We start from the raw sequence: 24,753 nt of genomic DNA, 5'->3' as shown, positions 1-24,753 counted from the left end.
GGACTTCCCCGCCCTCCCGGGCTCACGCCAGATGCGGCGTCGAGCGCGCTACCAGCGCTTCCACATCCACCCCGCGCGGCAGGGTGCCGTAGACACGGCCGCCGTCGTCCAGGCGGCTGGCGATGAAGGCGTCGGAGACCACCGAATTGCCCGCTTCGAGCAGCAGCTTGGCCTGCAGCGCTACGGCGACATTCTCGGTGAGCTGGCGGGCGCGGTACTGGATGTCCTGGGTGTCGGCGAAGGAGGCCTTGAGGTTGCCGATGAACGAGGCCAGTCGCGCGTCGCCGTGGCCGTCGCCGAGTTCAGCGAACAGCGCGTCGAGCACGCCGGGCTCCTTCGACAGCGCGCGCAACACGTCCAGGCACTGCACGTTACCCGAGCCTTCCCAGGTGGAGTTGACCGGCGCTTCGCGGTACAGGCGCGGGAGGATGGTGTCCTCGACGTAGCCGGCGCCACCCAGGCATTCGGCGGCTTCGTTGATCATCGCGGGGGCGCGTTTGCAGATCCAGTATTTGCCCACGGCGGTGACCAGGCGGGCGAACTTGTCCTCCTGCTCGTCGTGCAGATGGTCCAGGGCACGGCCCATGCGCATGGTCAGCGCCAGCGCGGCTTCGCTTTCCAGGGCAAGGTCGGCCAGCACATTCTGCATCAGCGGCTGCTCGGCCAGCAGGCGGCCACCGACCTGGCGGTAGGCGCAGTGGTGCGCGGCCTGGGTCAACGCCTGGCGCATCAGGGAGCTGGAACCGATCATGCAATCGAAGCGGGTCATGGCGACCATCTCGATGATGGTCGGCACGCCACGGCCTTCCTCACCGACCATCCACGCCAGCGCGCCTCGGTACTCCACCTCGCTGGAGGCGTTGGACCAGTTGCCCAGCTTGTTCTTCAGGCGCTGGATGTAGAACTCGTTACGGCTGCCGTCCGGGCGGTGACGCGGCAGCAGGAAGCAGGTCAGCCCCTTGTCGGTATAGGCCAGGGTAAGGAAGGCATCGCACATGGGCGCCGAGCAGAACCACTTGTGGCCAACCAGTTCGTAGGCCTGGCCCGGGCCGGGAATGCCCACCGGATAGGCGCGGGTGGTGTTGGCGCGGACGTCGGTGCCGCCCTGCTTCTCGGTCATGGCCATGCCGATGGTGGCGCCGGCCTTCTGCTCGATGGGCAGGTTGCGCGGGTCGTATTCGGTGGAGAGGATCTTCGGTAGCCACTTCTCGGCGACGTCCGCTTGCAGGCGGATCGCCGGCACGCTGGCGAAGGTCATGGTCAGCGGGCAGCCGGTGCCGGCTTCGGCCTGGCTGTGCAGGTAGCTGAGGCCCGCGCGGGCAACCTGGGCACCGGCGCGCGGGTCGGTCCAGGGCATGGAGGGAATGCCGGCCTCGATGGAGGCACGCATCAGCTCGTGATAGGTCGGGTGGAATTCGATCAGGTCGACACGGTGACCATAGCGGTCGTGCGACTTGAACACCGGCTTGTTCTCGTTGGCCAGGAAACCCGCCGCCATCAATGGCCCGCCGGCCAGCGCACCGTAAGCGTCGAGCTTCTGCTCGGCGAAGCCGCCGTCATAGCGACGCACCCACTCCTGCAGCGGCAGGTCGATGCGATAAAGGTTGGCACCGTCCAGCGGCGGCACCTGGTTGGTCACTTCATGGGTTTCGGCGTACTGGTGCAGGCTCATGGCGGGTCCTCCGTGGCGGTTGTGGGCGAGGCAGGCTTTGGCAGAACAGATGGGCGCGCCCCGACGGCGCGCAGGCAGAAAGTCACGAGGGCGTCACTGACGTCCTCCAGGGAAACCCTGGATTGCCCGGCATCGCGCGCGGCTCGAGCCGGTGGCGAGAGCGGGCCGATCAGAGCCTCGGCGATGGCGCCGACCAGGCAGGCGGCGGTCAGTTGCACCGGCTGCGGCTGGAATTCGCCGGCGGCGATGCCCTGCTCCAGCAGGGTGACAAACAGCGCGGCGTAGGCTTCGCGGTAGATCAGGCGCTGCTCGTCCACTTCCGGGTCCACCGGCTCGGCGATCAGCGCAAAGGCCAGTTGGCGGCTACCCCAGGCACGGGCGGCGAACTGGTGCAGGCCTCGGCTCAGGCGTTCGGATGCGCTGCCGGAAGCTTTCAGCAAAGTGCCCAGGGTATCGACTTCATGCTGGCTGGCGCGGGCAAAGACTTCGGCGGCCAGTTCGCCCTTGCCGCTGAAATGCCGGTAGAGGCTGCCGGTGGCGATGCCGGCGTCATCGGCCAGGCCCTGCATGGTCAGCGCGGTGAAGCCGCCATCGGCAACCCGCGACAGCGCCAGCGCGAGGATGCGCTCACGCTGTTCGCCGTCCTTTTGCAGGCGGGCCGGGGTTTGCCGGTAAGCCATGATCTGAATCCTGATTCACTGCATGAAAAGCAGTGAATCACGGTTCAGACTTTGGCGGAAAGGGACATTCCCGCCACGGGCAGAGCGATTCTGGCCAAACCGCCACTGCCCGCCCTGCAGGTTAATAGAGAGGGGATTACCAGAGCGGCATCTGGTAGCTGACGATCACCCGCGTCTCGTCGATATCGTTGCCAAAGTCGCTGCGGAAGGCACCGTTGCGCACCTTGAAACCGAGGTTCTTGAACGGGCCGTTCTGCACCACGTAGCCGATGTCGGTGTCGCGCTCCCACTCCTTGCCGCGTCCCTGGCCGTTGAGCAGGTCGATGTGGTCGCCCTGCAGGTAACGGGTCATGAAGGTCAGGCCGGGCAGGCCGAGGCCGGCAAAGTCGTAGTCATAGCGCGCCTGCCAGGAGCGCTCGTCCTTGTTGGCGAAGTCGCCGATCTGCACGAAGTTGGTCAGGTACGGGTCGGTGCCGCTGAGGTAGGCGAAACCGGTGTCGCCGGACATACGCTGGTAGCCGACGCCGAAACCGCTGCCACCGATGCGGTAGGTGAACAGCGCGTTGAGCGCGCGGTTGTCGACATTGCTGCCGCCATCGTCAGTGGAGCGCGCCCAGCGGATGTCGGACTTGAGCGATTGGCCCTCGGTGATCGGCAGGGTGTGCACCACACTCAGGTAGTGCTGGCGGTAGAAGTTCTCCAGGCCGCCGTAGTGGTAGCTGGTGCTGAGGTTGTCGGTCCAGCGGTAGGTGCCGCCGGCGAGATTGAAGCGGTCGCTGCTGGTGTGGCTGCCCAGCACGATGTTGCGCTTGTTGCCACGGGTCATCGACAGGTCTTCCTCGTTGGTCGAATCGCGTTGCTTCACCTGGCGCAGCTGGCCGAGCTGCCCGGTGAGGCCGTCGATCTCGTTGATCTCGGCGAGGCCGCCCTGGAAGGTCTGCGGCGCCAGGCGGGTGTCGTTGTACTGCACTACCGGCAACTTCGGCAGCAACGTGCCGACCTTCAATGTGCTTTTCGAGGCGCGCAGCTTGGCGGTCAAGCCAAGGGAGCTGTAGTCGTCGGCGGCGCGCTTGTCGCTGGCCGAGTACGGCAGCAGGCCGGAACCGGTGCGGTCGGGGCTGGAGTCCAGCTTGATCCCCAGCAGGCCGAGCGCATCGACGCCCACGCCCACCGTGCCCTCGGTGTAGCCCGACTCGAAGCGCAGCAGGAAACCCTGCGCCCACTCCTCGGATTTCGACTGCGCGGCACCGCTCTGGCGGTAGTCGCGGTTGAAGTAGAAATTGCGCAGTTCCAGGTTGGCCTTGCTGTCCGCGATGAAGTCCGCGTGGGCGAACAGGGGCAGGCAGGCGAAGCTCGACACGAGCGCCCGTACGGGAAGATTTTTCATTGTTGTTGTCTCTTCGTCAGGTGAGGTGAAGGCGGCGCCGCTCCTGAAGGCGCCGCGCTTGGGATCAATCGGAGAGCAGGCCCTCCAGTCGTTTGCGGATCAGGCCCTGCGCCTGCTCGACGATGCCGCGTAGCAGTTCCTCGCAGGTCGGTTCGTCATCGATCAGGCCCTGGACCATGCCTGCCGACCAAATCCCCAGGTCGGTGTCGCCCTGCTCGTAGACCGTGCGCCCGCGCAGCCCGCTGACCAGCGTGGCGATGTCGGCGTAGGTGGCGCTGCCGCGTGCCTCGATGGCCAACACCTCCTGGCTGATGGCGTTGCGCGCGACCCGTGCGCTGTTGCGCAGCGAACGCATGATCACGTCGGTGGAACGCTCGTCGGCGGCACGGATCGCCGCCTTGACCTGCGGGTGGATCGGGCATTCGCGGGTGCTGAGGAAGCGCGTGCCCATGTTGATCGCGTCGGCCCCCAGCGCCAGCGCCGCCACCAGTCCCCGGCCGTCGGCGAAACCGCCGGAGGCGATGATCGGCACGCTCAGACGGTTGGCCGCCGCCGGCAGCAGGACCAGGCCGGGAATGTCGTCCTCCCCCGGATGGCCAGCGCACTCGAAGCCGTCGATGGATACCGCATCCACCCCCAGTTGCTCGGCCTTGAGCGCATGGCGCACGGCGGTGCATTTGTGGATCACCTTGATCCCGTGCTGGCGGAACTCGGCGATGTGTTCACCGGGGTTGTTGCCGGCGGTCTCGACCACGCGGATGCCGCCCTCGATGATCGCCGCGCGGTACTCGGCGTAGGGGATCGGCTTCTGCGTCGGCAACAGCGTGAGGTTGACGCCGAAAGGCTGGTCGGTGAGTTCACGGCAGCGCGCAATCTCGTCGGCCAGCGCCTGCGGGGTCGGCTGGGTCAGCGCCGACAGCGTCGCCAGCCCACCGGCGTTGGCCACCGCCGCCGCCATCTCGGCGCGCCCCACCCACTGCATGCCGCCCTGCATGATCGGGTGCCGCACGCCGAAGGTTTCGGTGAATCGGGTCTTGAACATGCGCCTGCCTCCGAAAGGTCAGATCGGGTCCCAGGAGAACACGTCCGGGCTGCGCGCCAGGTCCATGAAGCTGCCGCGCAATGCCGGCATGCCGTGCTCGGCGATGCTCTGCGGGGTCCAGCCGTTGTCGCTGTGCACGCTGCGCAGCGGGCGGCTCTGGCTCATCAGGAAGATCTCGTGGTTGCGCGCGGCGAACACCTGGCCGTTGACCGCGCTGGCAGCATCCGAGGCAAGGTAGACGGCCAGCGGCGCGTTCTTGTCCGGGGTCATGCGCTGGAGGTTTTCCACCCGCGCCTTCTGCTCCGGCGTCTCGGCCGGGATGGAGTCGGTCATGCGGCTCCAGGCGAAGGGTGCGATACAGTTGGAACGCACGTTGTAGCGCTGCATGTCGAGGGCGATGGACTTGCTCAGGGCAACGATGCCGAGCTTGGCTGCCGAGTAGTTGGCCTGGCCGAAGTTGCCGATCAGCCCCGAGGTGCTGGTCATGTGCACAAAGGCACCGCTGTTCTGCGCGCGGAAGTGCTCGGCGGCGGCGCGGCTGACGAAGAAGCTGCCGTTGAGGTGCACGTTGATCACCGACAACCAGTCCTCGGCGCTCATCTTGTGGAAGATGGTGTCGCGCAGGATGCCGGCGTTGTTCACCACGATGTCGACGCGGCCGAAGGCGTCGATGGCGCTGGAGACGATGCGTCGCGCGCTGTCCCAGTCCGACACGCTGTCGGTATTGATCGCACCGTCGCCGCCACGCTGGCGGATCAGCCCGAGGGTTTCCTCGGCCGGGGACGCCGAGCCGCCCTCGCCCTGCAGGGACACGCCGATATCGTTGATCAGTACCCGCGCGCCACTGTCGGCCAGGGCCAGGGCAATCTCGCGGCCGATGCCGCCACCGGCGCCGGTGACGATCGCTACCTTGCCTTCGTTGAGTCGTTGGGTCATCGCTAATTCCTTACTGTTCGGTTCGTTCAATCGGAGAATTCGTTGCGCGCAGATCAGCTCGGCAGGCCGAGCACGGCCTTGGCCAGGATGTTGCGCTGGATCTCGTTGGTGCCGCCGTAGATGGTGGTCGGCCGTGACTGGATGAAGATGCCCGCCGGGTGCAGCTCGGGATCGTCGGCGAAGGGGTTGAGCAGGGCGGAGTCCACGCCGGCGATCTCCAGTCCCAGCTCGCTGATGCGCTGGTACAGCTCGGACTGGTGGATCTTCAGCAGGGAAACGTCCGGGCCCAGCTCCTCGCCACGCCGCAGGCGTTCGGCGAAGCGTTCGTAGAGCGCTTTGTGGCAGTCCAGGTCCATGCTCAGTGCGGCGAAGCGCTGGGAGAACACCGGGTCGTCCCACAGACCCTGGTGACGCGCCAGGCGCACCAGGCGTTCGAGGGCGAAGGTGGCCTGCTTCGGCGAGCCGAGGAAGATGCGCTCGAAGCCCAGCAGCGCCTTGGCCATGCCCCAGCCGTGGTTGACCGCGCCGACGAGGTTCTCCTCCGGCACGCGCACGTCGTTGAAGAACACCTCGCAGAATTCGCCCTGCAGTTCGAGGTTGAGGATCGGCCGAACCTCGACGCCGGGGCTGTCCATCGGCACCAGCAGGAAGCTGATGCCCTGCTGCGCCTTGGCGCTACGCTCGGTGCGCGCCAGCACGAAGATCCAGTTGGCCTCGGTGCCCATGGTGGTCCAGGTCTTCTGGCCGTTGATCACCCATTCGCCGTCACGCAGCACCGCCTCGGTGCGCAGGCTGGCCAGGTCGGAGCCGGCGTTGGGTTCGCTGTAACCCTGGCACCAGATGTCTTCGCCACTGAGGATGCGCGGCAGGAAGCGCTCGCGCTGGGCGTCGGTGCCATAGCGGATCAGCAGCGGACCGAGCATGGTGATGCCGCTGTCGGGCAGGCGCGCGCAGCCGTAGTTTTCCATCTCCTCGATCATGATCAGCTGCTTGCCGGCGGACAGCCCCATGCCGCCGTGCTGCACGGGCCAGCCGGGGCACAGCCAGCCCTGCTGCGACAGCGCCTGGTACCACTCCCAGGTGTCGTCGCGGCCCAGGCGGTGGGCCGGATTGCGGATGCGTTGCGGGTAGTTGGCGGCGACCCAGTCGCGCACCAGTCGGCGGAATTCGTCATCGCCCAGGGCGTTGTAATCGGTCATGTCACTGCTCTCTTGATTACTGGCCCCGGAAATTCGGGGAACGTTTTTCGAGGAAAGCCGCCTTGCCTTCGGCATGGTCGGCGCTGAGGAACAGCTGGCTCTGGAAATCGCCCTCGCGTTCGAGCAGCAGTTCCAGGCCATCGGCGAGCAATGCCTTGGTCAGCGCCAGCGCCAGCGGTGCCTGCTGCTCGACCTTCGCGGCCAGCGCGAGCGCGGCATCCAGCGCGGCACCGGGTGCACAGAGCTGATCCACCAGGCCAATGCGCAGCGCTTCCTCGGCTTCGATCACCTGGCCGAACATCAGCACCTGCCGGGCGCGGCCGATGCCGATACGGGCCGGCAGGGTGTGCAGCTGGCCGAGGTCGGCGAGCAGCCCGACCTTGCCGAAGCCGGCGGCGAAGCGTGCCGTGCCGCCACATACCAGGCTGTCGCAGGCCAGCGCCACGGACAGCCCGGCACCCACCGCCCAACCTTCGATGGCGGCGATGATCGGCTTACCCATGCGCAGCATCTGGCGGATCAGGTCGGCGTTCTTCTGCATGCGCACGCGGCCGGCGTTGAGGTCGGTGACGTGCATGTCGCTGAGGTCACCGCCGGCGCTGAAGACTTCCGCCGAGCCAGTGAGCACCACGCTGCGCACGGCGGGATCGGCATCCGCCTCACGCAGTGCTTCGAGCAACTCGGCACGCAGCGCGGGGGACAACGCATTGCGCCGCGCCGGATTGTTGAAGCGCAGCAGGCGCACCGAGCCATGGCTTTCCTGCAGCAGCATCTCGCTCATCACGCCACCTCCGCATGCAGCAAGGCGATGTAGCGCGCCCGGTGGAAGGCCAGCGAGCCCTGGCTGTTGAGCAACACCATGGCGCGGCGCAGGAACAGGCCGATGTCGGCCTCGTCGGTGTAGCCGATGCCGCCGTGCAGCTGAATCGCCTGGCGGGTGACCAGCATGGCGGCCTCGGCTGCACGTACCTTGGCGGTGGACACCAGGCGCTGCACCTGCGCGGTCGGTGCGCCGTCGTCCAGCGCGGCGGCCGCTTCGCCGACGATGGCGCGGGCCAGTTCGATCTGCAGTTTCAGGTCGACCATGCGGTGCTGCAGCGACTGGAAGCTGCCGATCTCACGGCCGAACTGGCGGCGTACACCGAGGTAGTCGCGGGTCTGTTCGAAGGTCGCATCCATCAGGCCCACCAGGTAGGCGGCGCAGGCCAGTGCCGACTCATCGAGCGCCGCGGGCGTGGCTTCGACAAGCTTCGCCGGCGTGCCGTCGAAGCGCAGACGCGCGAGGTGGCCGCCGTCCTGGGTCGGTTCCTGGTGAACACTCAATCCCTCGGCATTGCGCTGCACCAACGCGAGACCGGTGTTGCAGGCGACCAGCCACGCGTCGGCGGCAGCCCCCAGCGCCACATGGGCGATCTCGCCGCGCAACTGGCCGTCGCGCAGTACCGGTAACGCAGCGCCCGCTTCGTAGCCGATACCGGCGGGCAGGATCAACCGCTCGCCAGCCAGCAGCGCGTCGCGCTCGTCAGCCGGCAGTAATGGCGCCACCAGGCTCGCCTCGATCAGCGGCTCGGGCAGCAGGCCGCGCCCGAGCTCTTCCAGCAGCGCGGTGTACTCGGCCATGCCCAGGCCGCTGCCGCCCAGCTCTTCGGCGAGGCGCAGGCCCGGCCAGCCCATGGCGCAGACTTCACCCCAGGCGTCGCGGTCCACGCCCGCCGACTGGAAGCGCAGGCGGCGCACCCGCCCCAGGTCGCCGCCGCGCGGGACCAGGGAGGCGGCGCTGTCACGGATCAGCCGCAGGCGCTCTTCGCGTTCCTCGGCCATCGCGGTGTGGTCGGTCATTTCATCATTCCCGTGTCGGTTGAACAGCTCCGGCCGCTACGGGCCGGTACTTGAAACTGCCGGTGGCGCTGGCGATCAGCTCGCCGGCCTCGTCGTAGATATCCGCCGCGCAGAAGCACAGCGTGCGGGTGCGCTTGAGCAACCGGCCGACGGCGTTGATCTCGCCGCGGGTGCTGCCCATGAAGTGGGTGGCCATGTCGATGGTGACCATCGAGCAACCCGGCATCTGCGCGCGGATGGCCCCGGCCATGGCGGCGTCGAGCACGCTCATCAGCACGCCGCCGTGGAAGCTGTCGATGTAGTTCATCAGCTCCGGACGGTGGCGCAGGCGCACCCGCACCACCTCGCCATCGACCCAGCGCTCCAGGCCGAGGAACTCCTGGAAGGTGTATCGATCGCGGGGGAACATGTCCGGCCCGGGCGCATTGGCAGCGCAGGTGAGATCGGTCATCGCAGGCTTTCCTCCGTGACGGGTTGGCCCAGCGGGCGGGCAGTGCTGTGCGTCGACGCAGGCGCAGGCGCGCTGGGCTGCGCCGTGCGCGCCTCGCGGTTCGGGTCATACAGCCGGTTGGGGATCAGCAGCGCGGGGATCAGGCCGGTGATGACGTAGGTGATACCCATCACCAGGAAGCCCGCGCCGATGGACACGTGGGAGGCCAGCAGGCCGATGGCCGCCGGGGCCACCGCCGCGCCGATGCGGCCGAGGTTGTAGGAAGTGCCCACGGCAGCGCCGCGTACCTGGGTGGAGAAGCTCTCGGTCATGTAGGTGGCCAGCACGCCCACCGGCACGCCGTAGATGAAGCCGAACAGCGCGAGGATCCAGACGATGTTGTCCGGCGTGTGCCAGAACACGATCACCGGCATGAAGATGGCGGTGCCGATGGCGCCGGCGGCGAAGGTGGCGCGGCGGCCGAAGCGGTCCGAGGCGATGCCGGCGAGCACCTTGCCGAGGATCATCGCGGTGTAGGTGCCGACCATGTAGCCGGTCATGGACTTGAAGTTCATGCCCAGCTCGCTCTCCAGGTACGAGGGCATCCAGTTGTTGGTGCCGTAGTAGCCGAACAGCAGGAAGCACGAGGTGAGGCTCCAGAGCACGAACATCCGTCGGGTGGACGGGTCGACCAGCAACTGGCGCATGCCGCCGCTGCTGGCCGCCTGGCGGGCGGCGCCGGCAGCACGCTGTTGCACCCGTTGCGCACGAGCGGCCAGCCACGACGGCGACTCCGGCACCCAGGGCCGCAGCGCCAGGCAGATCAGCGCCGCGCCGATGGCGGTGAAGAACAGCGCACGCCAGCCGTAATCCGGGATGATCTGTCCGGCGAGTACGGTCGCCACCAGGTAGCCCACGGTCCAGCCGGCCTGCATGGTCGCCAGGATGGTGGTGCGGTACTTGGCGGTGACGAACTCGGACATCAGGATGTTGCAGGCCACGAACAGCGAGCCCAGGCCCAGCGAGGAGACGAAGCGGATCAGCGCGAAGGCCCAGTAGTTGTGCGCCAGGCCCAGCAACGCGGTGCCGACGGAGAACACCAGGATGGTCCAGGTCACCACGCGCACCCGACCGAAGCGGTCGCACGCCCAGCCACCATAGATGCCGCCGATGGCCATGCCGGCCAGGGTGATGCTGCCCAGCGACCCGGCCTCGAAGTTGGACAGGCCGAACTCAGCCTTGAGGCTGTTCAGGCTGTAGGCGAGGAACATCAGGTCCGCGCCGTCGGCGAGCAGACCCAGGAAGCAGAAGAAGAAGGCGATCACCAGGGTCCGCCGCGGTATCGCGGAGCCCTGGGCCAAGCTGTCGGATGCGTTCATTGTTGTTGTTCTCGCAGGTGAGTTGAGGTCGTCTTCGCGCTAGGCCATCCCGGCTGTTTCTCCGCTGTCCGGGGTTAGGCGTACGCGGCCGTTGTCGAGCACCACCACGTCGCGTTCGACGACGCGGGTGCGGAAGGAGCCGTCGTTCCAGATTTCGGTACGCAGGGTTTCGCCGGGGAACACCGGTGCGGAGAAGCGCACCTGCAGGTGGGCGAAGCGCTCCGCGCGGTAGTCGGCGTAACCGCGCAGCAGCGCGTGGAAGGCCACGCCGAGGGTGCACAGGCCATGCAGGATCGGCCGCGGAAAACCACCGCGGGCGGCCGCTGCAGGGCTGGCGTGGATCGGGTTGTCGTCGCCGTTGAGGCGGTAATGCAGCGCCTGTTCGGGGCGTGTCGGCAGGTCGATGACCAGGTCCGGCGCCTGTTCGGGCAAACGGTGCGGCTGGCTCAGCGACTGGCTGTCGCCACCGAAGCCGCCGTCCCCGCGCAGGAAGGTGGTGCCACGGGCGATCGCCAGCACCTCGCCGCTCTGCGCATCGCTGACGACCTTCTCGCTGTAGAGCAGCGCGCCCTTGCCGGCGCCCTTGTCCACAAGCCCCGTGACACGGGTGCGGCCAATCACTTCACCTTCCACCGGCAGCGGCTTGCGCCATTCGATGCTCTGCTCGCCGTGGACCAGGCGCAGGGCATCGACGCCGGTGTCCGGGTTGCCCAGCCAGAAGCCGGGATGGCCGAGCACCACGGCCATGCAGGGCAGCGCCTGGAGCTCACGATTGGCATCGACGAAGGTCAGCTGGTGCTCGTCCAGCGGGTCAGCCCCCAGCCCCACCGACAGCGCGTAGAAAGCACTGTCGTGACGGCTGAAGCGCTGCCGCACCTCGGGAATCGGGTAGTTCAGCAGGTGCTCAGGATTCAGCGCCATGGGCCACCTCCTCCACTTCCAGCACCGCATCGGCGGCCCAGGCGCCCTGCCCCTCGGGCATGGCGAAGACCGGGTTGAGGTCCACCGAGCGCAGGCGCGGGCCAGCCTCGGCGGCGAACTGCGAGAGCTGCGCGAGCACCCGTGACAGCGCCTTGATGTCGGTCACCGGACGACCCCGTGCGCCCAGCAGCAGCGGCGCGCCCTTGATGCTGCGGATCATCTGTTCGGCCTCATCGACGCCGAACGGGCAGCGACGGAACACCACGTCCTTGAGCACTTCGACGAAGATGCCGCCAAGGCCGAACACGGCCACCGGACCGAACTGCGGGTCGCGCTGGATGCCCATGAAACACTCCACGCCGCCCTGCAGCTGACGGGCCACCAGCACGCCGTCCAGGCGAGCACTCGGCGCATGTTCGGCAGCGCGTTGCAGCAACAGCTCATAGCCCTCACGCACAGCCTGGGCGCTGTTCACATTGAGTAGCACGCCGCCGATTTCCGATTTGTGCAGGATGTCCGCCGAGGCGATTTTCAGCACCACCGGGAAGCCGATCTGCTCGGCGAAAGCAGCAGCTTCCGCCGCACTTTTCAGCACCCGCTCGGGCGCCGATTCGATGCCGGCGCGCGCCAACAGTTGCTTGGCTTCGGCCTCACCGGGCGTGCTGGCCGGCAGCTCCACGCCACCGGGTACGGGAATCCTGCGCAGCGGTCGGGCGAAGGCTTCGCCCAGCTGGCCCATGGCCTGGATGGCGCGCACCGCACGGGTCGGGTCTTCGAACAGGGCGAAGCCGGCCTTCTGGTACGGCGCCAGCTCCTCGCCCTCGCCCATCACCGACACCACGAACAGGCGGTCCGGGTGATCGACCTTGATCCGCGCGAACTGCTCGGCCAGGCGAGGGCCGATGGAGGCGGCGGTACCGGCCTGAGTGAAGAAGGCGATCAGCGAGCGGTAGCCGCCGTCCACCACCATGGACTCGGTAAAGTCGTGGACCAGGCTCAGGTCGTTGAGCGCCTGGGCGGTGCAGTCCACCGGGTTGAGCGGCGAGGCATAGTGCAGGCGCTGTTTCAGGCGCGCCTGGGCCGCTTCCGGCATCGGCGGCATGGGCAGGCCGACGTCCTCGGCGGCGTCGCTGACGATGATGCCGGCGCCGCCGCTGACGGTGATCATCCCCAGGCTGTTGTTCACCGGGTAGATACGCTGGGTGGCGAGGTAGGCGATGTCCACCAGCTCCTCGGTGGTGCGCGCGCGGACCACAGCGTAGTCGGCCAGCACCGCGTCGAGCACCTTGTCGTCGCCCGCCAGGGAGGCGGTGTGGGACATCGCCGCGCGGCCGCCCAGCTCGCTGCGCCCGACCTTGTGCAGGATCACCGGTTTGCCGGCGCGATGGGCCGCTTCCAGGGCGGCAAGGAAGCTGTCGACGTTGCGGATGGATTCGGCATAGGCCATCACCACGTCGATCTCCGGCGACTCCACCAGCCAGCCGATGGCGTCGCCCAGGGTGACGTCGGCCTCGTTGCCGGTGGCGACGCAGATCGGCGTGCCCAGCCCACGCTGCCGTGACAGGCCGAGCAGATGCGCGCCGTAGGCACCGGACTGGGTGGCGATGCCAACGCGCCCAGCCAGCGGGATGCCGCGCTCCAGGCTGGTGGAAAAGAAGGCGTAGTAGCCCAGGTTGGCGTTGAACACGCCCAGCGCGTTCGGCCCCAGCAGGCGCATGTTGGCTGCGCGTGCAGCCTCGACGATGGCGTCCTGCATGGCCACACCTTCCTCACCCACTTCGCTGAAGCCGGAAGAGAACACGATGGCGCTGCGCGCACCCTTTCGGCCCAGCGCCTGGACGGTCTCCAGCACTTGTGGCGCGGGCACCGCGATGATCGCCACGTCCGGCGCTTCGGGCAGCGCATCGACGCTGGCGTAAGCCGGAAGGCCCTGGATCTCGGTGCGGTTGGGGTTCACCGGGAGGATGCGACCGCTGAAGCCGTTGCGCAGCATGTAGGCGATGGGGCGACCGCCGATGCGGTGCGGGTCGCTGGAGGCGCCGACCACCGCGACCGAGCGCGGCTGCACCAGAGGGGTGAGACTGGAGAAACCGGAGTGTTGCAAGTGACTCACTGACATGACGTTCCACCTGAACAAGTAGCGGGTGCCGGCCGTTTGTGGGCCGGCGCGAGGGCGAGCGCGTCCACGGTGGGCCGTCTGTAACGGCCACCGGGAGCGTCGAACCCGAATCTCAGAGCACGTTCTGGGTGCCGAGCAGCGCGGTGACCTGGCTGGACAGCGTGCCGCCGTTGCCGTGCAGCAGCGCCACGTCGGCTTTCTTCAGCTGGCGTTCACCGGCCTGACGGCGCAGCTGGGTGACTGCCTCGATGATCAGGAACATGCCGTACATGCCCGGATGCACACAGGACAGCCCGCCGCCGTTGGTGTTCACCGCCAGCTCGCCGCCGGGGGCAATGCGCCCACCCTGGACGAAGCGGCCGCCCTCGCCCTTCGGGCAGAAGCCGAGGTCTTCTAGGAACAGAATCGTGTTGATGGTGAAGGCGTCGTAAGCCATCACCAGATCGATGTCCGAGTGCTTCACCCCGGCCATCTGCATTGCGCGCGGCCCACTCTCGGATGCGGCGGTGACAGTGAGGTCGGGCATGGCAACGATGGAGCGGTGCCATTGCGCACCGGCCGCGCCGAGGAAGTAGATCGGCGCCTTGGGCAGGTCCCGCGCGCGGTCAGCACGCACCATCACGCAGGCGCCGCCGCCATCGGTGACCAGGCAGCAGTCGGCCTTGCTCAGCGGATCGCTGACCATCCGCGCGGCGAGCACGTCATCGATGCTCAGCGGGCCACGGGCGAAGGCTTCGGGGTTGAGGTTGGCCCAGCCACGCGCCGCCACGGCCACTTCGGCCAGGTGCTCGCGGGTGGTGCCGTATTGATGCATGTGCCGGCTGGCGGCCAGCGCATAGGCGGTGATCGGGTGGCGCGGCTGGTAAGGCGTCTCGTGCCACTGCGGCTCGCTCATCGACACCAGCTTGCCGCCAGCCGTGCGCTGGTTGGAGCCGTAGCAGATCAGCGCCGCGTCACACAGGCCGGCCTCCAGGGCCAGTGTCGCCTGCAGCAGGTGCAACTCGAAGCTGGAGCCGCCGACGTTGGTGCCGTCGACGAATTTCGGCTTGATACCCAGGTATTCGCAGACCGAGAGGGTCGGGAAGGCGTGGGAGCTGGTGGCCGAGAATACGGCGTCGATGTCCGAGAGCTTCAGTCCGGCATCGGCGATGGCCTTCATCGAGGCCTGGCCGAGCAGTTCCATGGCGCTGTAGCCGTGGGCTTCGCCGATACCGGCGCTGCCGATGCCGACGATGGCGGTCTTGCCGCGCAGGACCTGGCTCATGGCTGCACCTCCGCCAGGGGCTCGAAGACAACGACGGCACCACTCTCCTGCTGGGCGATACGCGCCTTGACGCGGGTGCCGATGGGCAGGCTGAGGTGTCCTTCGATGCGCGACATCATGCGCACGCCTTCGTCGAGGTCGACCAGGGCGACGTTGTAATCACCGCTGCGGGCGCGGTTGACGGTCAGGGCATAAAGGGTGCCCAGGCCACTGGCGGGGACCCATTCAAGGTCCGTTTCGCCGCTGCCGGGCACCTGGGTGCGCGGGTAGAACACGTGCCGGCCGGTGGAGGCGCTGCGCTGCAACATGAAGCGACCCTGGGCAAGGAAGGCGAGGTACTGCGCCTCGGGCCCTGGCATGTTGCGGTCGGGGAAATCCACCATTGAGGTTTCTCCTTTGTTCTTGTTCTGCCTTTGTTGCAAAGTGCGTTACCGCCCATGCCAAGCCAGCTTCACGGAAGCCGTTGCAGGCGTCGCAGGGTCAGAATACATTCACAATACTGAATGTCAATCAGAATACAGAATATGACAACTGAAAAAACCGTCGAAGAAGCCAGCAACAAACGCACCGGCAACGCCAAGGATGTCGGCGCCGTGGTGAATGCCATCCAGATCCTGCGCCACCTGGCCAATGCCGAAGGCCCCGAAGGCGCGACCGCCATCGCCCGCGCCACCGGCATCAGCCCGAGCACCACCTTCAATATCCTGCGCACGCTGAGCAACGAGGCACTGACTTCGTTCGACAACGAAACCAAGACCTATCGCCTGGGCCTGGGCCTGTCGGAGCTGGCGGTGAGCTTCATCGGCCGCAGCTACGCCGACCTGATCCAGCCGGAGCTGGAGCGCCTGAGCACCAGCCACAGCATCCTGATCACCCTGTGGCAGGTCACCGACGATGCGCACATCCGCGTGATCGCCGTGTCTGCCCCGGCCGTAGCGCACGTCAACGTTGCCGTCGGCTCGCGCCTGCCGGAACTGGTGGGCGCCGCCGGACGCTGCATCGCCAGCCTGCGCAATCTTCCCGAGGATGAACTGCGCCGCCGCCTGACTCGCGTGCGCTGGGAGACTCCGCCCAGCTTCGAGGAGTACCAGCGCGACGCCCGCGACGCCCTGGAGCAGGGCTGGGCCATCGACCAGGACCACCTGTACCGCGGCGTCAGCATGGTCGCCAGCGCGATCACCGATCACGACCGGCAGCCACGCTTCGTGATCTCCGGCATCGGCATCAGTGCCCAGCACGACCGCGAGAAGCTGGAGCAGATTGGCGCCAGCCTGCACGAGACGGCTCGCTTCATCAGCCGCTCGCTGTTCCCGCAGACCGGCCCCACGGAATAAGCCAACAACCATTCATCATATGAAATGACATTCATGTGAATGGATGATTTCAACGAAACCAGCGGAGCTGACGCAAAACCGCACAACGAAACCTCGCGCGCCAGCTCCCGCGTCGCGACATTCCCGATGCGACTGATGGCAGCGATATTCGCCGCCAGGGGCCCACAGCCGCGACTATCGCCGGTATCATGGCAAGTCTTGATGGAGTCCTGGCGGTGACCATCCCGCGGAGAACACCGTTCCCGCCGCAAGCCCGAATCCCTGTGCGATCCGGGCAGCCCGCCGCCAGAGCCCGCCAAACCCTCTGCCCGGATGCTCGCCGGCCTTGCATGGCTCGCGGCAGCCGCAGGTAATCCCATTGAATGAGGCAACCATGGAACAGAAAGACATCGATTGGGGCACGCTCGGATTCGATTACATCAAGACCGACTTCCGCTACATCTCCCACTGGCGCGATGGTCTGTGGGACGACGGCAAGCTGACCGAAGACAACACCCTGCACATCAGCGAGGGCTCCTCCGCCCTGCACTACGGCCAGCAGTGCTTCGAAGGCCTGAAGGCCTACCGCTGCAAGGACGGCTCGATCAACCTGTTCCGCCCGGACCAGAACGCCGCGCGCATGGCTCGCAGCTGCGCCCGCGTACTGATGCCGCAAGTGTCCGAAGCGCAGTTCATCGAAGCCTGCAAGCAGGTCGTGCGCGCGAACGAGCGCTTCATTCCCCCCTACGGTTCCGGCGGCGCGCTGTACCTGCGCCCGTTCGTGATCGGCGTTGGCGACAACATCGGCGTGCGCCCGGCTCCGGAATTCATCTTCTCGGTGTTCTGCATCCCGGTCGGCGCCTACTTCAAAGGCGGCATGAAGCCCCATGACTTCGTGATTTCCACCTACGACCGCGCCGCGCCCAACGGCACCGGCGCCGCCAAGGTCGGCGGCAACTACGCCGCCAGCCTGATGCCAGGCGCCCAGGCCAAGAAAGACGGCTTCGCCGACTGCATCTACCTCGACCCGGCCACCCATAGCCGCATCGAGGAAGTGGGCTCGGCCAACTTCTTCGCCATTACCCACGACAACGAGTTCGTCACCCCGCGCTCCAGCTCGGTACTGCCGGGCATCACCCGCCTGTCGCTGATGCAGCTGGCCGAGCAGCGCCTGGGCCTGAAAGTGGTCGAAGGCGACGTGCAGATCGACGACCTGGCCCGCTTCAAGGAAGCCGGCGCCTGCGGTACCGCGGCCGTGATCACCCCGATCGGCGGCATCCAGTACAAGGACAACCTGCACGTATTCTTCAGCCGCGAAGACGTCGGCCCGGTGACCCGCCGCCTCTACGAAGAGCTGACCGGCATCCAGAAGGGTGACGTGGAAGGCCCGGAAGGCTGGGTCGTCAAGGTCTGAACCTGACCGCTCGCTGAAACAGAAACGCCGCGGTGCCGAAAGGGATCGCGGCGTTTTTCATCAGGGAGCGCACGAGCACAATGGCTCCACACCATAGAGACAGCTTGCTCGCGAACAGATACCGCGCGAAAGACAGTTGCTCCCGCGCAGCCCCCGGCATCAGGCAGGACTCGACAGCGCCGGCTGGCACAGCAGCCAGTCGTGCAGTAGCGCCTGCAGCTCCTCGAACTTCACCGGTTTGGCCATGTAGTCGCTCATCCCAGCAGCCAGGCAGCGCTCGCGGTCGCCGCTATGGCTGTGGGCGGTGATCGCCAGCACCGGCAGGTCGGCGCAGCGCGGCAGTGTACGGATCGCCCGGCAGGTAGCGAAGCCATCCATCACCGGCATCTGGCAATCCAGCAGCACGGTGTCGACGGCCTCTCGCCGCAGCAGCTCGATGGCTTCGGCACCGTTGTCGGCCGTACGGACTCGATAACCGAGCTTGAGCAACATGCCGCGGATCACCAGCTGGTTGATGGCGTTGTCTTCCACCACCAGCACGGTGCACTGGTCCGGGCTGCGCAGCACCTGGCCGCCCGCGCGACGCGGCGGCGGGGCAATGCTCTGCACCGGCTGACCGACCTGCAGCTCCAGGGCAAAGCGACTGCCCTGCCCCGGCACGGATTCGTGGCTCAGCGTGCCGCCCAGCAGCGCGACCAGCTTGCGGGTCAGCGCCAGGCCAATACCGAGGCCGCCGTATTCGCGAGTCAGCGATCCGTCGAGTTGGAAGAAGCGCTGGTAGAGCGCGCCATCCGGCGGAGTGGAGAAGCCGATACCGCTGTCCTGCACTTCAACGCGCAGCGCCAGCCCTTCATTGTTCGGGACACCGCCAACCCGCAGGTGCACGCCACCCTGATGGGTGAACTTGATGGCATTGTCGATCAGGTAACCCAGCGCCTGGGTCAGCTTGCCGGCATCGCCTTCGAGGGTGTCGGGCAGACTCTCGTCCAGCTGCAGGACGAAGCGCAGCCCGCGCTCTTCGGCACGCGGCGCGTACTGAGCACGCAATCCGTCGCACAAGCCGCGCAGACTGAACGGCTCGCGACGCGGGTAAAGCTTGCCGGCCTGCAGTTCGATCAGCGCGAGGATGTCGTTGACCATGCGCATCATGTCGCGCGCCGATCCGGTGGCGGTCTTGTGGTACTGGGCAAGCTCGATGTCCATGGGCACCGTCTGCATCAGCTCCAGCGAACCGATCACCCCGCTCATGGGCGTACGCAACTCGTGGGTGACGGTCGCGAGGAATTCGTCCTTCAGGCGGTTGCTGCTGGCCAGTTCCAGGTTCAGCTGCTCCAGCTTGCGGCTGGTTTCCTGGAGGATACGCGTGCGCTCTTCCTTCATGGCGTTGATGCGATCCGCCAGCGCCAGGGACAACAGGCCAACCTCCAGCGCCGAACCGATCTGGCTGGCGTACATGGTGAGGAAGATGTTCGGCAGGAACCCCAGCACCATCAGTGTGTTGATGACCCCGCCGAGCAGGAAGGCGCTCCAGGCGAAGATGAAGTAGCGCGCCACGCGCATGCCACGCAGCCAGGCGACGATGCCGGCGGTGAAGATGACCACGGTGAACGCCAGCGCCAGGTAGGTAGCCAGCCGCAGGGCGATGGCGTAGCTGACGGTCAGCGCCAGCACCATTACCAGCGCGCCGATGCCCATCAGCACGCGCAGGATGCGGTCGATCCACAGGCTGTGCTCGCGGGTATGCAGGAAGCTGCGGGCGAACTGGCAGCCGAACAGACCGGCCGAGCCGATCAGGAACGGCGTGGCAGCGTTGGCCCACCAGGGATTGCTGGGCCAGAAATACTCGATGCCCGCGCCATTGACCGAGATCTGGTAGAAGCCGAACGAGGCTATATAAAGGATGTAATAGAGGTAGCTGGTGTCGCGGACGCTGAGGAAGATGAACAGGTTGTAGATCAGCATCACCAGCAGCACGCCATAGATGATGCCCAGCACATAGATGCGCTGCGGCTGCTCCTCCAGGTAGGCCTTGGACGACCAGAGCGTCAGCGGCGCCTGGATCGAGCCCTGGCTTTCCAGGCGCAGGTAGACGCGCAGCGGCTTGCCCGGCTCCAGCTTGAGGTCGAACAGGTAGTTGTTCTGGCGGATCGGCCGGCTGTCGAACGGCAGGGTATCGCCGGTGCGCTGGGCCAGCTTGAAGCCGCCCTGGCCGTCGGGCAGGTACAGATCGAGCTTGTCCAGTGGCGGGTAGGCAAGCTCCAGCAACCAGTTGGCCGGATCGCTCGAGGCCTTGGGCTGGTAGTCCAGGTCCAGGCGCAGCCAGAACACCGAGCGCGAATAGCCGGCATTGAGCACGTCACGTTCATGGTGGCGGAAGCTGGCGGCCAGCGCCGGCGAGCTGATCTCGGCGATATCGGCCGTGCCGCGCACGTCCTCGAAGACATCCATCGCCCGCCCCAGGGGCAATTGCCCGACGTGCTCGTCGAAGCTGATGGCGCTCGCCACTGGCGAGAGGATGAGAAGGATCAGGAAGATCAGCCAGTGCCGCATGGTGCCCCGCAGTGCCACCGACAGCTGCGCCGGAGATCCCCATCCCCTGCTTTGGCGCGCCGTGGAGGCGTTGTGTTGGAATCGGCGAACTCTAGCACAGGCCTTGTGCCACGTGGCATTCGACCATCCGGGCAGGACTCGGCCGGGCGATGCGCATCGGACCGCTCGGTCAGCTCAGCGCCGCGATTTGGTGATAAGCTCCCGCGCCATGAAAACACCTGCCTCCCGTCCCGTAGTGCTCTGCCTGTCCGGCCACGACCCCAGTGGCGGTGCCGGCCTGCAGGCCGATATCGAAGCCCTGATCGCCCAAGGCTGCCACGCGGCGCCGACCGTCACCGCGCTGACCGTTCAGGATACCGTCAACGTTTCCGACTTCCGCGTGCTCGACCGCGAGTGGGTGCTGGCCCAGGCCAACGCCGTGATCGCCGACCTGCCGGTGGCTGCGGTCAAGCTGGGCATGCTTGGCTCGGTGCAGATGGTCGACACAGTCGTCGAGATCATGCAGTCCCTGCCGGGCATCCCGCTGGTCTGCGACCCGGTGCTGCGCGCCGGCGGCGGGGGCTCGCTGGGCAAGGACGACGTCGGCTACGCCATGCGCGAACGCCTGCTGCCGATTGCCGCAGTGGCTACCCCCAACCTGCCTGAAGCGCGCATCCTCGCCGAACTGCCCGAGGGCACGGCGGACGAGTGCGCCGACAAGCTGCTGCCTTATATCCAGACCCTGCTGATCACCGGCGGCCATGGCGACGAGTCCGAGGTGCACAATCGCCTGTACACCCGCGACGGACAGCGCCACACCTTCACCTGCCAGCGCCTGCCCGGGAGCTACCACGGCTCGGGCTGCACCCTGGCGAGCACCCTCGCCGGCCGCCTGGCCCTGGGCGAGGAACTGGTGAGCGCAGTGCGCAGCGCCCTGGACTACACCTGGCGCACCCTGCGCGATGCGGAAGCGCCCGGCCACGGCCAGTACGTGCCACGCCGCCTGCCGCTGGACTATTGCAACTGATTCACTGATCAATCGCACGAAGATCGAGGCACTGATGAAACTGCGCGGACTCTACGCCATCACCGACAGCCAGCTGCTCGACGGCGGCCGCCTGCTGCCCTACGTCGAAGCCGCCCTGAAGGGCGGCGCCAAACTGCTGCAGTACCGCGACAAGTCCGACGACGCCTCGCGCCGCCTGCGCGAGGCCGAGGCCCTGCGCGACCTCTGCGCGCGCTACGGCGCCACGCTGCTGATCAACGATGACGCCGAACTGGCGGCGCGCCTGGGCGTCAGCGTACATCTGGGGCAGACCGACGGCTCGCTGGCCGCCGCCCGCGCCCTGCTCGGCCGCGATGCCGTCATCGGCGGCACCTGCCACGCCAGCCTCGACCTGGCCGAGAAGGCCATCGCCGAAGGCGCCAGCTACGTCGCCTTCGGCCGCTTCTTCGCCTCCCAGACCAAACCCGGCGCCTCCGCCGCCAGCCTCGAACTGCTGGAGCAGGCCAGGGCCCGCTTCAACGTGCCGCTGGTGGCCATCGGCGGTGTGACCCTGGATAACGCACCCGAGCTGATTGCCCGTGGCGCCGACATGATTGCCGTGATCCACGCCCTGTTCGCCGCCGACACCCCGGCCGAAGTCGAACAGCGCGCCCGCGCCTTCAGCCAACTCTTCGAAACCCGCTGAGCGCCAAGCGCCCAGCCCTTCACAGCTTCGCGAGGTACACCATGTCCCGTTCCGAAACGCTTTTCGCCAATGCCCAGAAACACATCCCCGGTGGCGTGAACTCGCCGGTACGCGCGTTCAAGAGCGTTGGCGGCACTCCGCTGTTCTTCAAGCACGCGGAAGGCGCCTACGTGGTGGACGAGGATGACAAGCGCTACGTCGACTACGTCGGCTCCTGGGGCCCGATGATCCTCGGCCACAGCCACCCGGAAGTCCTCGACGCCGTGCGCAAGCAGCTCGACCACGGCCTGTCCTACGGCGCGCCGACCGCGCTGGAAGTGGAAATGGCCGACCTGGTCTGCTCCCTGGTGCCGTCCATGGACATGGTTCGCATGGTCAGCTCCGGTACCGAAGCCACCATGAGCGCCATCCGCCTGGCCCGTGGCTACACCGGCCGCGATAGCATCATCAAGTTCGAGGGCTGCTACCACGGTCACTCCGACAGCCTGCTGGTGAAAGCCGGCTCCGGCGCCCTGACCTTCGGCGTACCGAACTCCCCCGGCGTGCCGGCAGCCTTCGCCAAGCACACCCTGACCCTGCCCTACAACGACATCGCCGCCGTCGAGAAGACCCTGGCTGAAGTCGGCAAGGACGTGGCCTGCATCATCGTCGAGCCGGTCGCCGGCAACATGAACTGCGTCCCGCCGGCTCCAGGCTTCCTGGAAGGCCTGCGCAGCCTGTGTGACCAACACGGTGTAGTGCTGATCTTCGACGAAGTGATGACCGGCTTCCGCGTCGCCCTGGGCGGCGCTCAGGCGCACTACGGCATCACCCCGGACCTGTCGACCTTCGGCAAGATCATCGGCGGTGGCATGCCGGTGGGCGCCTTCGGGGGCAAGCGCCAGATCATGGAGCAGATTTCCCCGCTCGGCCCGGTCTACCAGGCCGGCACCCTGTCGGGCAACCCGCTGGCCATGGCCGCTGGCCTGACCACCCTGCGCCTGATCAGCCGCCCCGGCTTCCACGACGAGCTGACCACCTACACCACCCGCATGCTGCAGGGCCTGCAGGAGCGCGCCGACGCCGCCGGCATCCCCTTCGTGACCACCCAGGCGGGTGCCGCGATGTTCGGCCTGTACTTCACCGGCGCCGATGACATCGTGACCTTCGACGACGTGATGACCAGTGATGCAGAACGCTTCAAGCGCTTCTTCCACCTGATGCTGGACGCCGGCATCTACCTGGCCCCTAGCGCCTTCGAGGCCGGCTTCACCTCCATCGCCCACGGCGAAACCGAGCTGAAACTGACCCTGGACGCCGCCGAGCGCGCTTTCGCCGCCCTCAAGTAAGCCGCCCCTCGCGAAGGCGCCCGTCCGGGCGCCTTCCGCTCTGCCCCGACGCTTTCGGGGCTTTATACCCGCGTTATACCCACCCCACCGCCGCAGCCGTTTCCAGCAAAAAAACAGAAAAGAAGGTAAAGACTTTGTAAGGAAGCGCCCGCTTATTTCATAATGTGAAGGCTGGCGCATTTCGCTGGCCGGGTTTTACCCGCCCCGATCCTGGAGGCCGCTTCTCCCCATGTACCGTTCCGGTCGCACCCTGCTGGGCTGCCTGTTGCTCGCACTGCCCCTGTTCACTCAGGCGGGCGGCAACTCGCTGCTGATTCCAGCCACCGGACGCTGCACCTTGAACACCGTGCCCGAACAGCTGCAACAGGCCCTGGCCAGCTGCCAGCAGGCCGCCAATGCCGGCGACGCCCAGGCACAGTTCGAACTGGGGGAATTCTTCTACACCGGCGAGCGCGCCCCACGCGACTTCCAGGCCGCCCTGCACTGGTACGAGAAGGCTTCGCTGCAAGGCCACGCCGACGCGCAGCTGCGCCTGGGCACCATGTTCTTCCGTGGCGAAGGCGTGAAGGCCAACAATGTGCAGGCCTACATCGTGCTGAAGATGGCCGCGGTCAACGGCGCCGAAGACGCCATGGACAGCGCCGACCTGGTCGCCGAGCAGATGAACAAGGACGAGCTGGACATCGCCACCAAGGTCCTCGGACAGATTTTCCGCAACTACCTGATCGAACTGCAGACCGCCGGCAACTCACCGTTCTCGCCACTGCCTTAAGACGGCGTCGAACCCTCGTACTGGCGCCACGCACGGTCCAGCAAATACAACCCCGCCACCAGACAGATCAGCCCCAGCGGCATCGCAAGGTAATTGTCCCGCTGGCGTTGCTGCGCAATCTCATCGAACGAGCGAATGCTGACGTTGCTCGCGAGCAGCCCCCAGACGGCAGCCCTGTCACCACCTGACGCGGGCCTCGCATAGCGCACAGTGATCGGCAGTGCCGAGTGTAGATGGCTCAGCACGCGGGTTACGTCACCCGCACTCTTGGGATAGAAGAATCGCAGATCGTGTCCTTCGAGGCCGAAAGACAGAGAGTTTCGCGAGGACTCAACCCAGGAGACGGTCCCCGTCAGCGACTCCAGGGACGCCCGATCGGGAAATCCTCGTTGCGGGGAGAAGCCAAAGACCAGCCAGCAACTGAGCGCCAGCAGGAGAGCGGCCGACGCAGCAGATGGAAGCCAGACTCGAACCCGGGCCCACCCGAAGAGCGTCAGTTGTCCTTGCTCGGCATCGGCATGGGGAACGGCATCACATTGCCGCTGGGCTTGGCCTCGCTGATCTTCGCGGTGCCCAGACGCTCCACTTCGTCGATGCGGATGATCGAGTGCAGCGGCACGAAGCTGCGGATGACGCCGTCGAACTGCGCCTTGAGCTTCTCCTCGCTGGGGTCCACCACTACCTGGGTGCGCTCGCCAAAGACGAACTCCTCGATCTCCAGGAAGCCCCACAGATCGCTCTGATAGATCTGCTTGGCGTACATCTCGTACACCTGGCCCTGGTTGAGGAAGACCACCTTGTAGATCGGGTTCTCGCGCTTGCTCATGAACGAAGGATG

General features: G+C 66.8%; 22 protein-coding genes. 6 read left to right on the top strand and 16 right to left on the bottom strand.

What is annotated here, in order from left to right:
- Window positions 1-22: 22 nt before the first annotated feature.
- The 14 genes from FAS41_RS02750 to FAS41_RS02685 all read right to left on the bottom strand — a co-directional run bounded on the left by FAS41_RS02750 (window position 23) and on the right by FAS41_RS02685 (window position 15,251).
- Window positions 23-1,672 carry an acyl-CoA dehydrogenase family protein gene (locus FAS41_RS02750; protein ID WP_138520137.1) on the bottom strand — a complete coding sequence of 550 codons (1,650 nt, stop codon included), beginning with the start codon at window positions 1,670-1,672 and terminating at the stop codon, window positions 23-25.
- Window positions 1,669-2,352, bottom strand: a complete 684-nt coding sequence (locus tag FAS41_RS02745; protein WP_138520136.1) for a TetR family transcriptional regulator — start codon at window positions 2,350-2,352, stop codon at window positions 1,669-1,671. Before FAS41_RS02745 ends, FAS41_RS02750 begins: the two co-directional genes overlap by 4 nt.
- 136 nt (window positions 2,353-2,488) lie before the next feature.
- A complete protein-coding gene (locus tag FAS41_RS02740) occupies window positions 2,489-3,739 on the bottom strand; it encodes an OprD family porin (protein ID WP_138520135.1) in 1,251 nt (416 codons plus the stop codon).
- A gap of 64 nt (window positions 3,740-3,803) precedes the next feature.
- Complete coding sequence (locus FAS41_RS02735; protein ID WP_138520134.1) at window positions 3,804-4,781, bottom strand: NADH:ubiquinone reductase; 978 nt, start codon at window positions 4,779-4,781, stop codon at window positions 3,804-3,806.
- 18 nt (window positions 4,782-4,799) lie between these two features.
- The gene (locus FAS41_RS02730; protein ID WP_015475457.1) at window positions 4,800-5,717 is read right to left on the bottom strand and encodes an SDR family NAD(P)-dependent oxidoreductase; all 918 of its coding nucleotides are present in this window, start codon (window positions 5,715-5,717) and stop codon (window positions 4,800-4,802) included.
- Between the two features lie 53 nt (window positions 5,718-5,770).
- A complete protein-coding gene (locus FAS41_RS02725; RefSeq protein ID WP_138520133.1) occupies window positions 5,771-6,916 on the bottom strand; it encodes an acyl-CoA dehydrogenase family protein in 1,146 nt (381 codons plus the stop codon).
- 16 nt (window positions 6,917-6,932) lie between these two features.
- The gene (locus tag FAS41_RS02720; RefSeq protein WP_171049431.1) at window positions 6,933-7,688 is read right to left on the bottom strand and encodes an enoyl-CoA hydratase/isomerase family protein; all 756 of its coding nucleotides are present in this window, start codon (window positions 7,686-7,688) and stop codon (window positions 6,933-6,935) included.
- Between the two features lie 8 nt (window positions 7,689-7,696).
- Complete coding sequence (locus FAS41_RS02715; RefSeq protein WP_138520131.1) at window positions 7,697-8,755, bottom strand: acyl-CoA dehydrogenase family protein; 1,059 nt, start codon at window positions 8,753-8,755, stop codon at window positions 7,697-7,699.
- Window positions 8,756-8,759: 4 nt separating this feature from the next.
- Complete coding sequence (locus FAS41_RS02710) at window positions 8,760-9,164, bottom strand: PaaI family thioesterase (protein ID WP_171049430.1); 405 nt, start codon at window positions 9,162-9,164, stop codon at window positions 8,760-8,762.
- Between the two features lie 38 nt (window positions 9,165-9,202).
- Entirely contained in the window at window positions 9,203-10,564 is a 1,362-nt protein-coding gene (locus FAS41_RS02705) for an MFS transporter (protein ID WP_138520129.1), read from the bottom strand.
- Between the two features lie 39 nt (window positions 10,565-10,603).
- Complete coding sequence (locus tag FAS41_RS02700) at window positions 10,604-11,485, bottom strand: MaoC/PaaZ C-terminal domain-containing protein (protein WP_138520128.1); 882 nt, start codon at window positions 11,483-11,485, stop codon at window positions 10,604-10,606.
- Entirely contained in the window at window positions 11,469-13,604 is a 2,136-nt protein-coding gene (locus FAS41_RS02695) for an acetate--CoA ligase family protein (protein WP_138520127.1), read from the bottom strand. Before FAS41_RS02695 ends, FAS41_RS02700 begins: the two co-directional genes overlap by 17 nt.
- A gap of 112 nt (window positions 13,605-13,716) precedes the next feature.
- Window positions 13,717-14,868 carry a thiolase gene (locus FAS41_RS02690; protein ID WP_138520126.1) on the bottom strand — a complete coding sequence of 384 codons (1,152 nt, stop codon included), beginning with the start codon at window positions 14,866-14,868 and terminating at the stop codon, window positions 13,717-13,719.
- A complete protein-coding gene (locus FAS41_RS02685) occupies window positions 14,865-15,251 on the bottom strand; it encodes a Zn-ribbon domain-containing OB-fold protein (RefSeq protein ID WP_138520125.1) in 387 nt (128 codons plus the stop codon). Before FAS41_RS02685 ends, FAS41_RS02690 begins: the two co-directional genes overlap by 4 nt.
- Window positions 15,252-15,392: 141 nt before the next feature.
- Here FAS41_RS02685 and FAS41_RS02680 point away from each other — a divergent pair, with 141 nt between their 5' ends.
- Window positions 15,393-16,202 carry an IclR family transcriptional regulator gene (locus FAS41_RS02680; protein WP_138520124.1) on the top strand — a complete coding sequence of 270 codons (810 nt, stop codon included), beginning with the start codon at window positions 15,393-15,395 and terminating at the stop codon, window positions 16,200-16,202.
- A gap of 373 nt (window positions 16,203-16,575) precedes the next feature.
- Entirely contained in the window at window positions 16,576-17,595 is a 1,020-nt protein-coding gene (locus FAS41_RS02675; RefSeq protein WP_138520123.1) for a branched-chain amino acid aminotransferase, read from the top strand.
- 159 nt (window positions 17,596-17,754) lie between these two features.
- Here the strand turns inward: FAS41_RS02675 and FAS41_RS02670 are convergent, their stop codons facing one another.
- Window positions 17,755-20,145, bottom strand: a complete 2,391-nt coding sequence (locus tag FAS41_RS02670) for a hybrid sensor histidine kinase/response regulator (RefSeq protein ID WP_138520122.1) — start codon at window positions 20,143-20,145, stop codon at window positions 17,755-17,757.
- A gap of 208 nt (window positions 20,146-20,353) precedes the next feature.
- Here FAS41_RS02670 and FAS41_RS02665 point away from each other — a divergent pair, with 208 nt between their 5' ends.
- The 4 genes from FAS41_RS02665 to FAS41_RS02650 all read left to right on the top strand — a co-directional run bounded on the left by FAS41_RS02665 (window position 20,354) and on the right by FAS41_RS02650 (window position 23,915).
- The gene (locus FAS41_RS02665; RefSeq protein ID WP_045215075.1) at window positions 20,354-21,151 is read left to right on the top strand and encodes a hydroxymethylpyrimidine/phosphomethylpyrimidine kinase; all 798 of its coding nucleotides are present in this window, start codon (window positions 20,354-20,356) and stop codon (window positions 21,149-21,151) included.
- A 34-nt stretch (window positions 21,152-21,185) separates the two neighbouring features.
- Window positions 21,186-21,815, top strand: coding sequence for a thiamine phosphate synthase (gene thiE, locus FAS41_RS02660; protein ID WP_138520121.1), 630 nt, complete (start codon window positions 21,186-21,188; stop codon window positions 21,813-21,815).
- Window positions 21,816-21,856: 41 nt separating this feature from the next.
- The gene (gene hemL, locus FAS41_RS02655; protein ID WP_138520120.1) at window positions 21,857-23,143 is read left to right on the top strand and encodes a glutamate-1-semialdehyde 2,1-aminomutase; all 1,287 of its coding nucleotides are present in this window, start codon (window positions 21,857-21,859) and stop codon (window positions 23,141-23,143) included.
- Between the two features lie 229 nt (window positions 23,144-23,372).
- Window positions 23,373-23,915: a tetratricopeptide repeat protein gene (locus tag FAS41_RS02650; RefSeq protein WP_017521798.1), complete on the top strand. Its 543-nt coding sequence runs from the start codon at window positions 23,373-23,375 to the stop codon at window positions 23,913-23,915.
- A gap of 493 nt (window positions 23,916-24,408) precedes the next feature.
- On the opposite strand, the gene FAS41_RS02645 is transcribed toward FAS41_RS02650, so the two are convergent.
- Window positions 24,409-24,741, bottom strand: a complete 333-nt coding sequence (locus FAS41_RS02645) for a DUF1820 family protein (RefSeq protein ID WP_138520119.1) — start codon at window positions 24,739-24,741, stop codon at window positions 24,409-24,411.
- Between the last annotated feature and the right edge of the window lie 12 nt (window positions 24,742-24,753).

Origin of the sequence: Pseudomonas nicosulfuronedens (genome assembly GCF_005877905.1) — a bacterium.
GTDB lineage: Bacteria > Pseudomonadota > Gammaproteobacteria > Pseudomonadales > Pseudomonadaceae > Pseudomonas > Pseudomonas nicosulfuronedens.
This window is presented reverse-complemented; position numbering and strand designations above follow the sequence as displayed.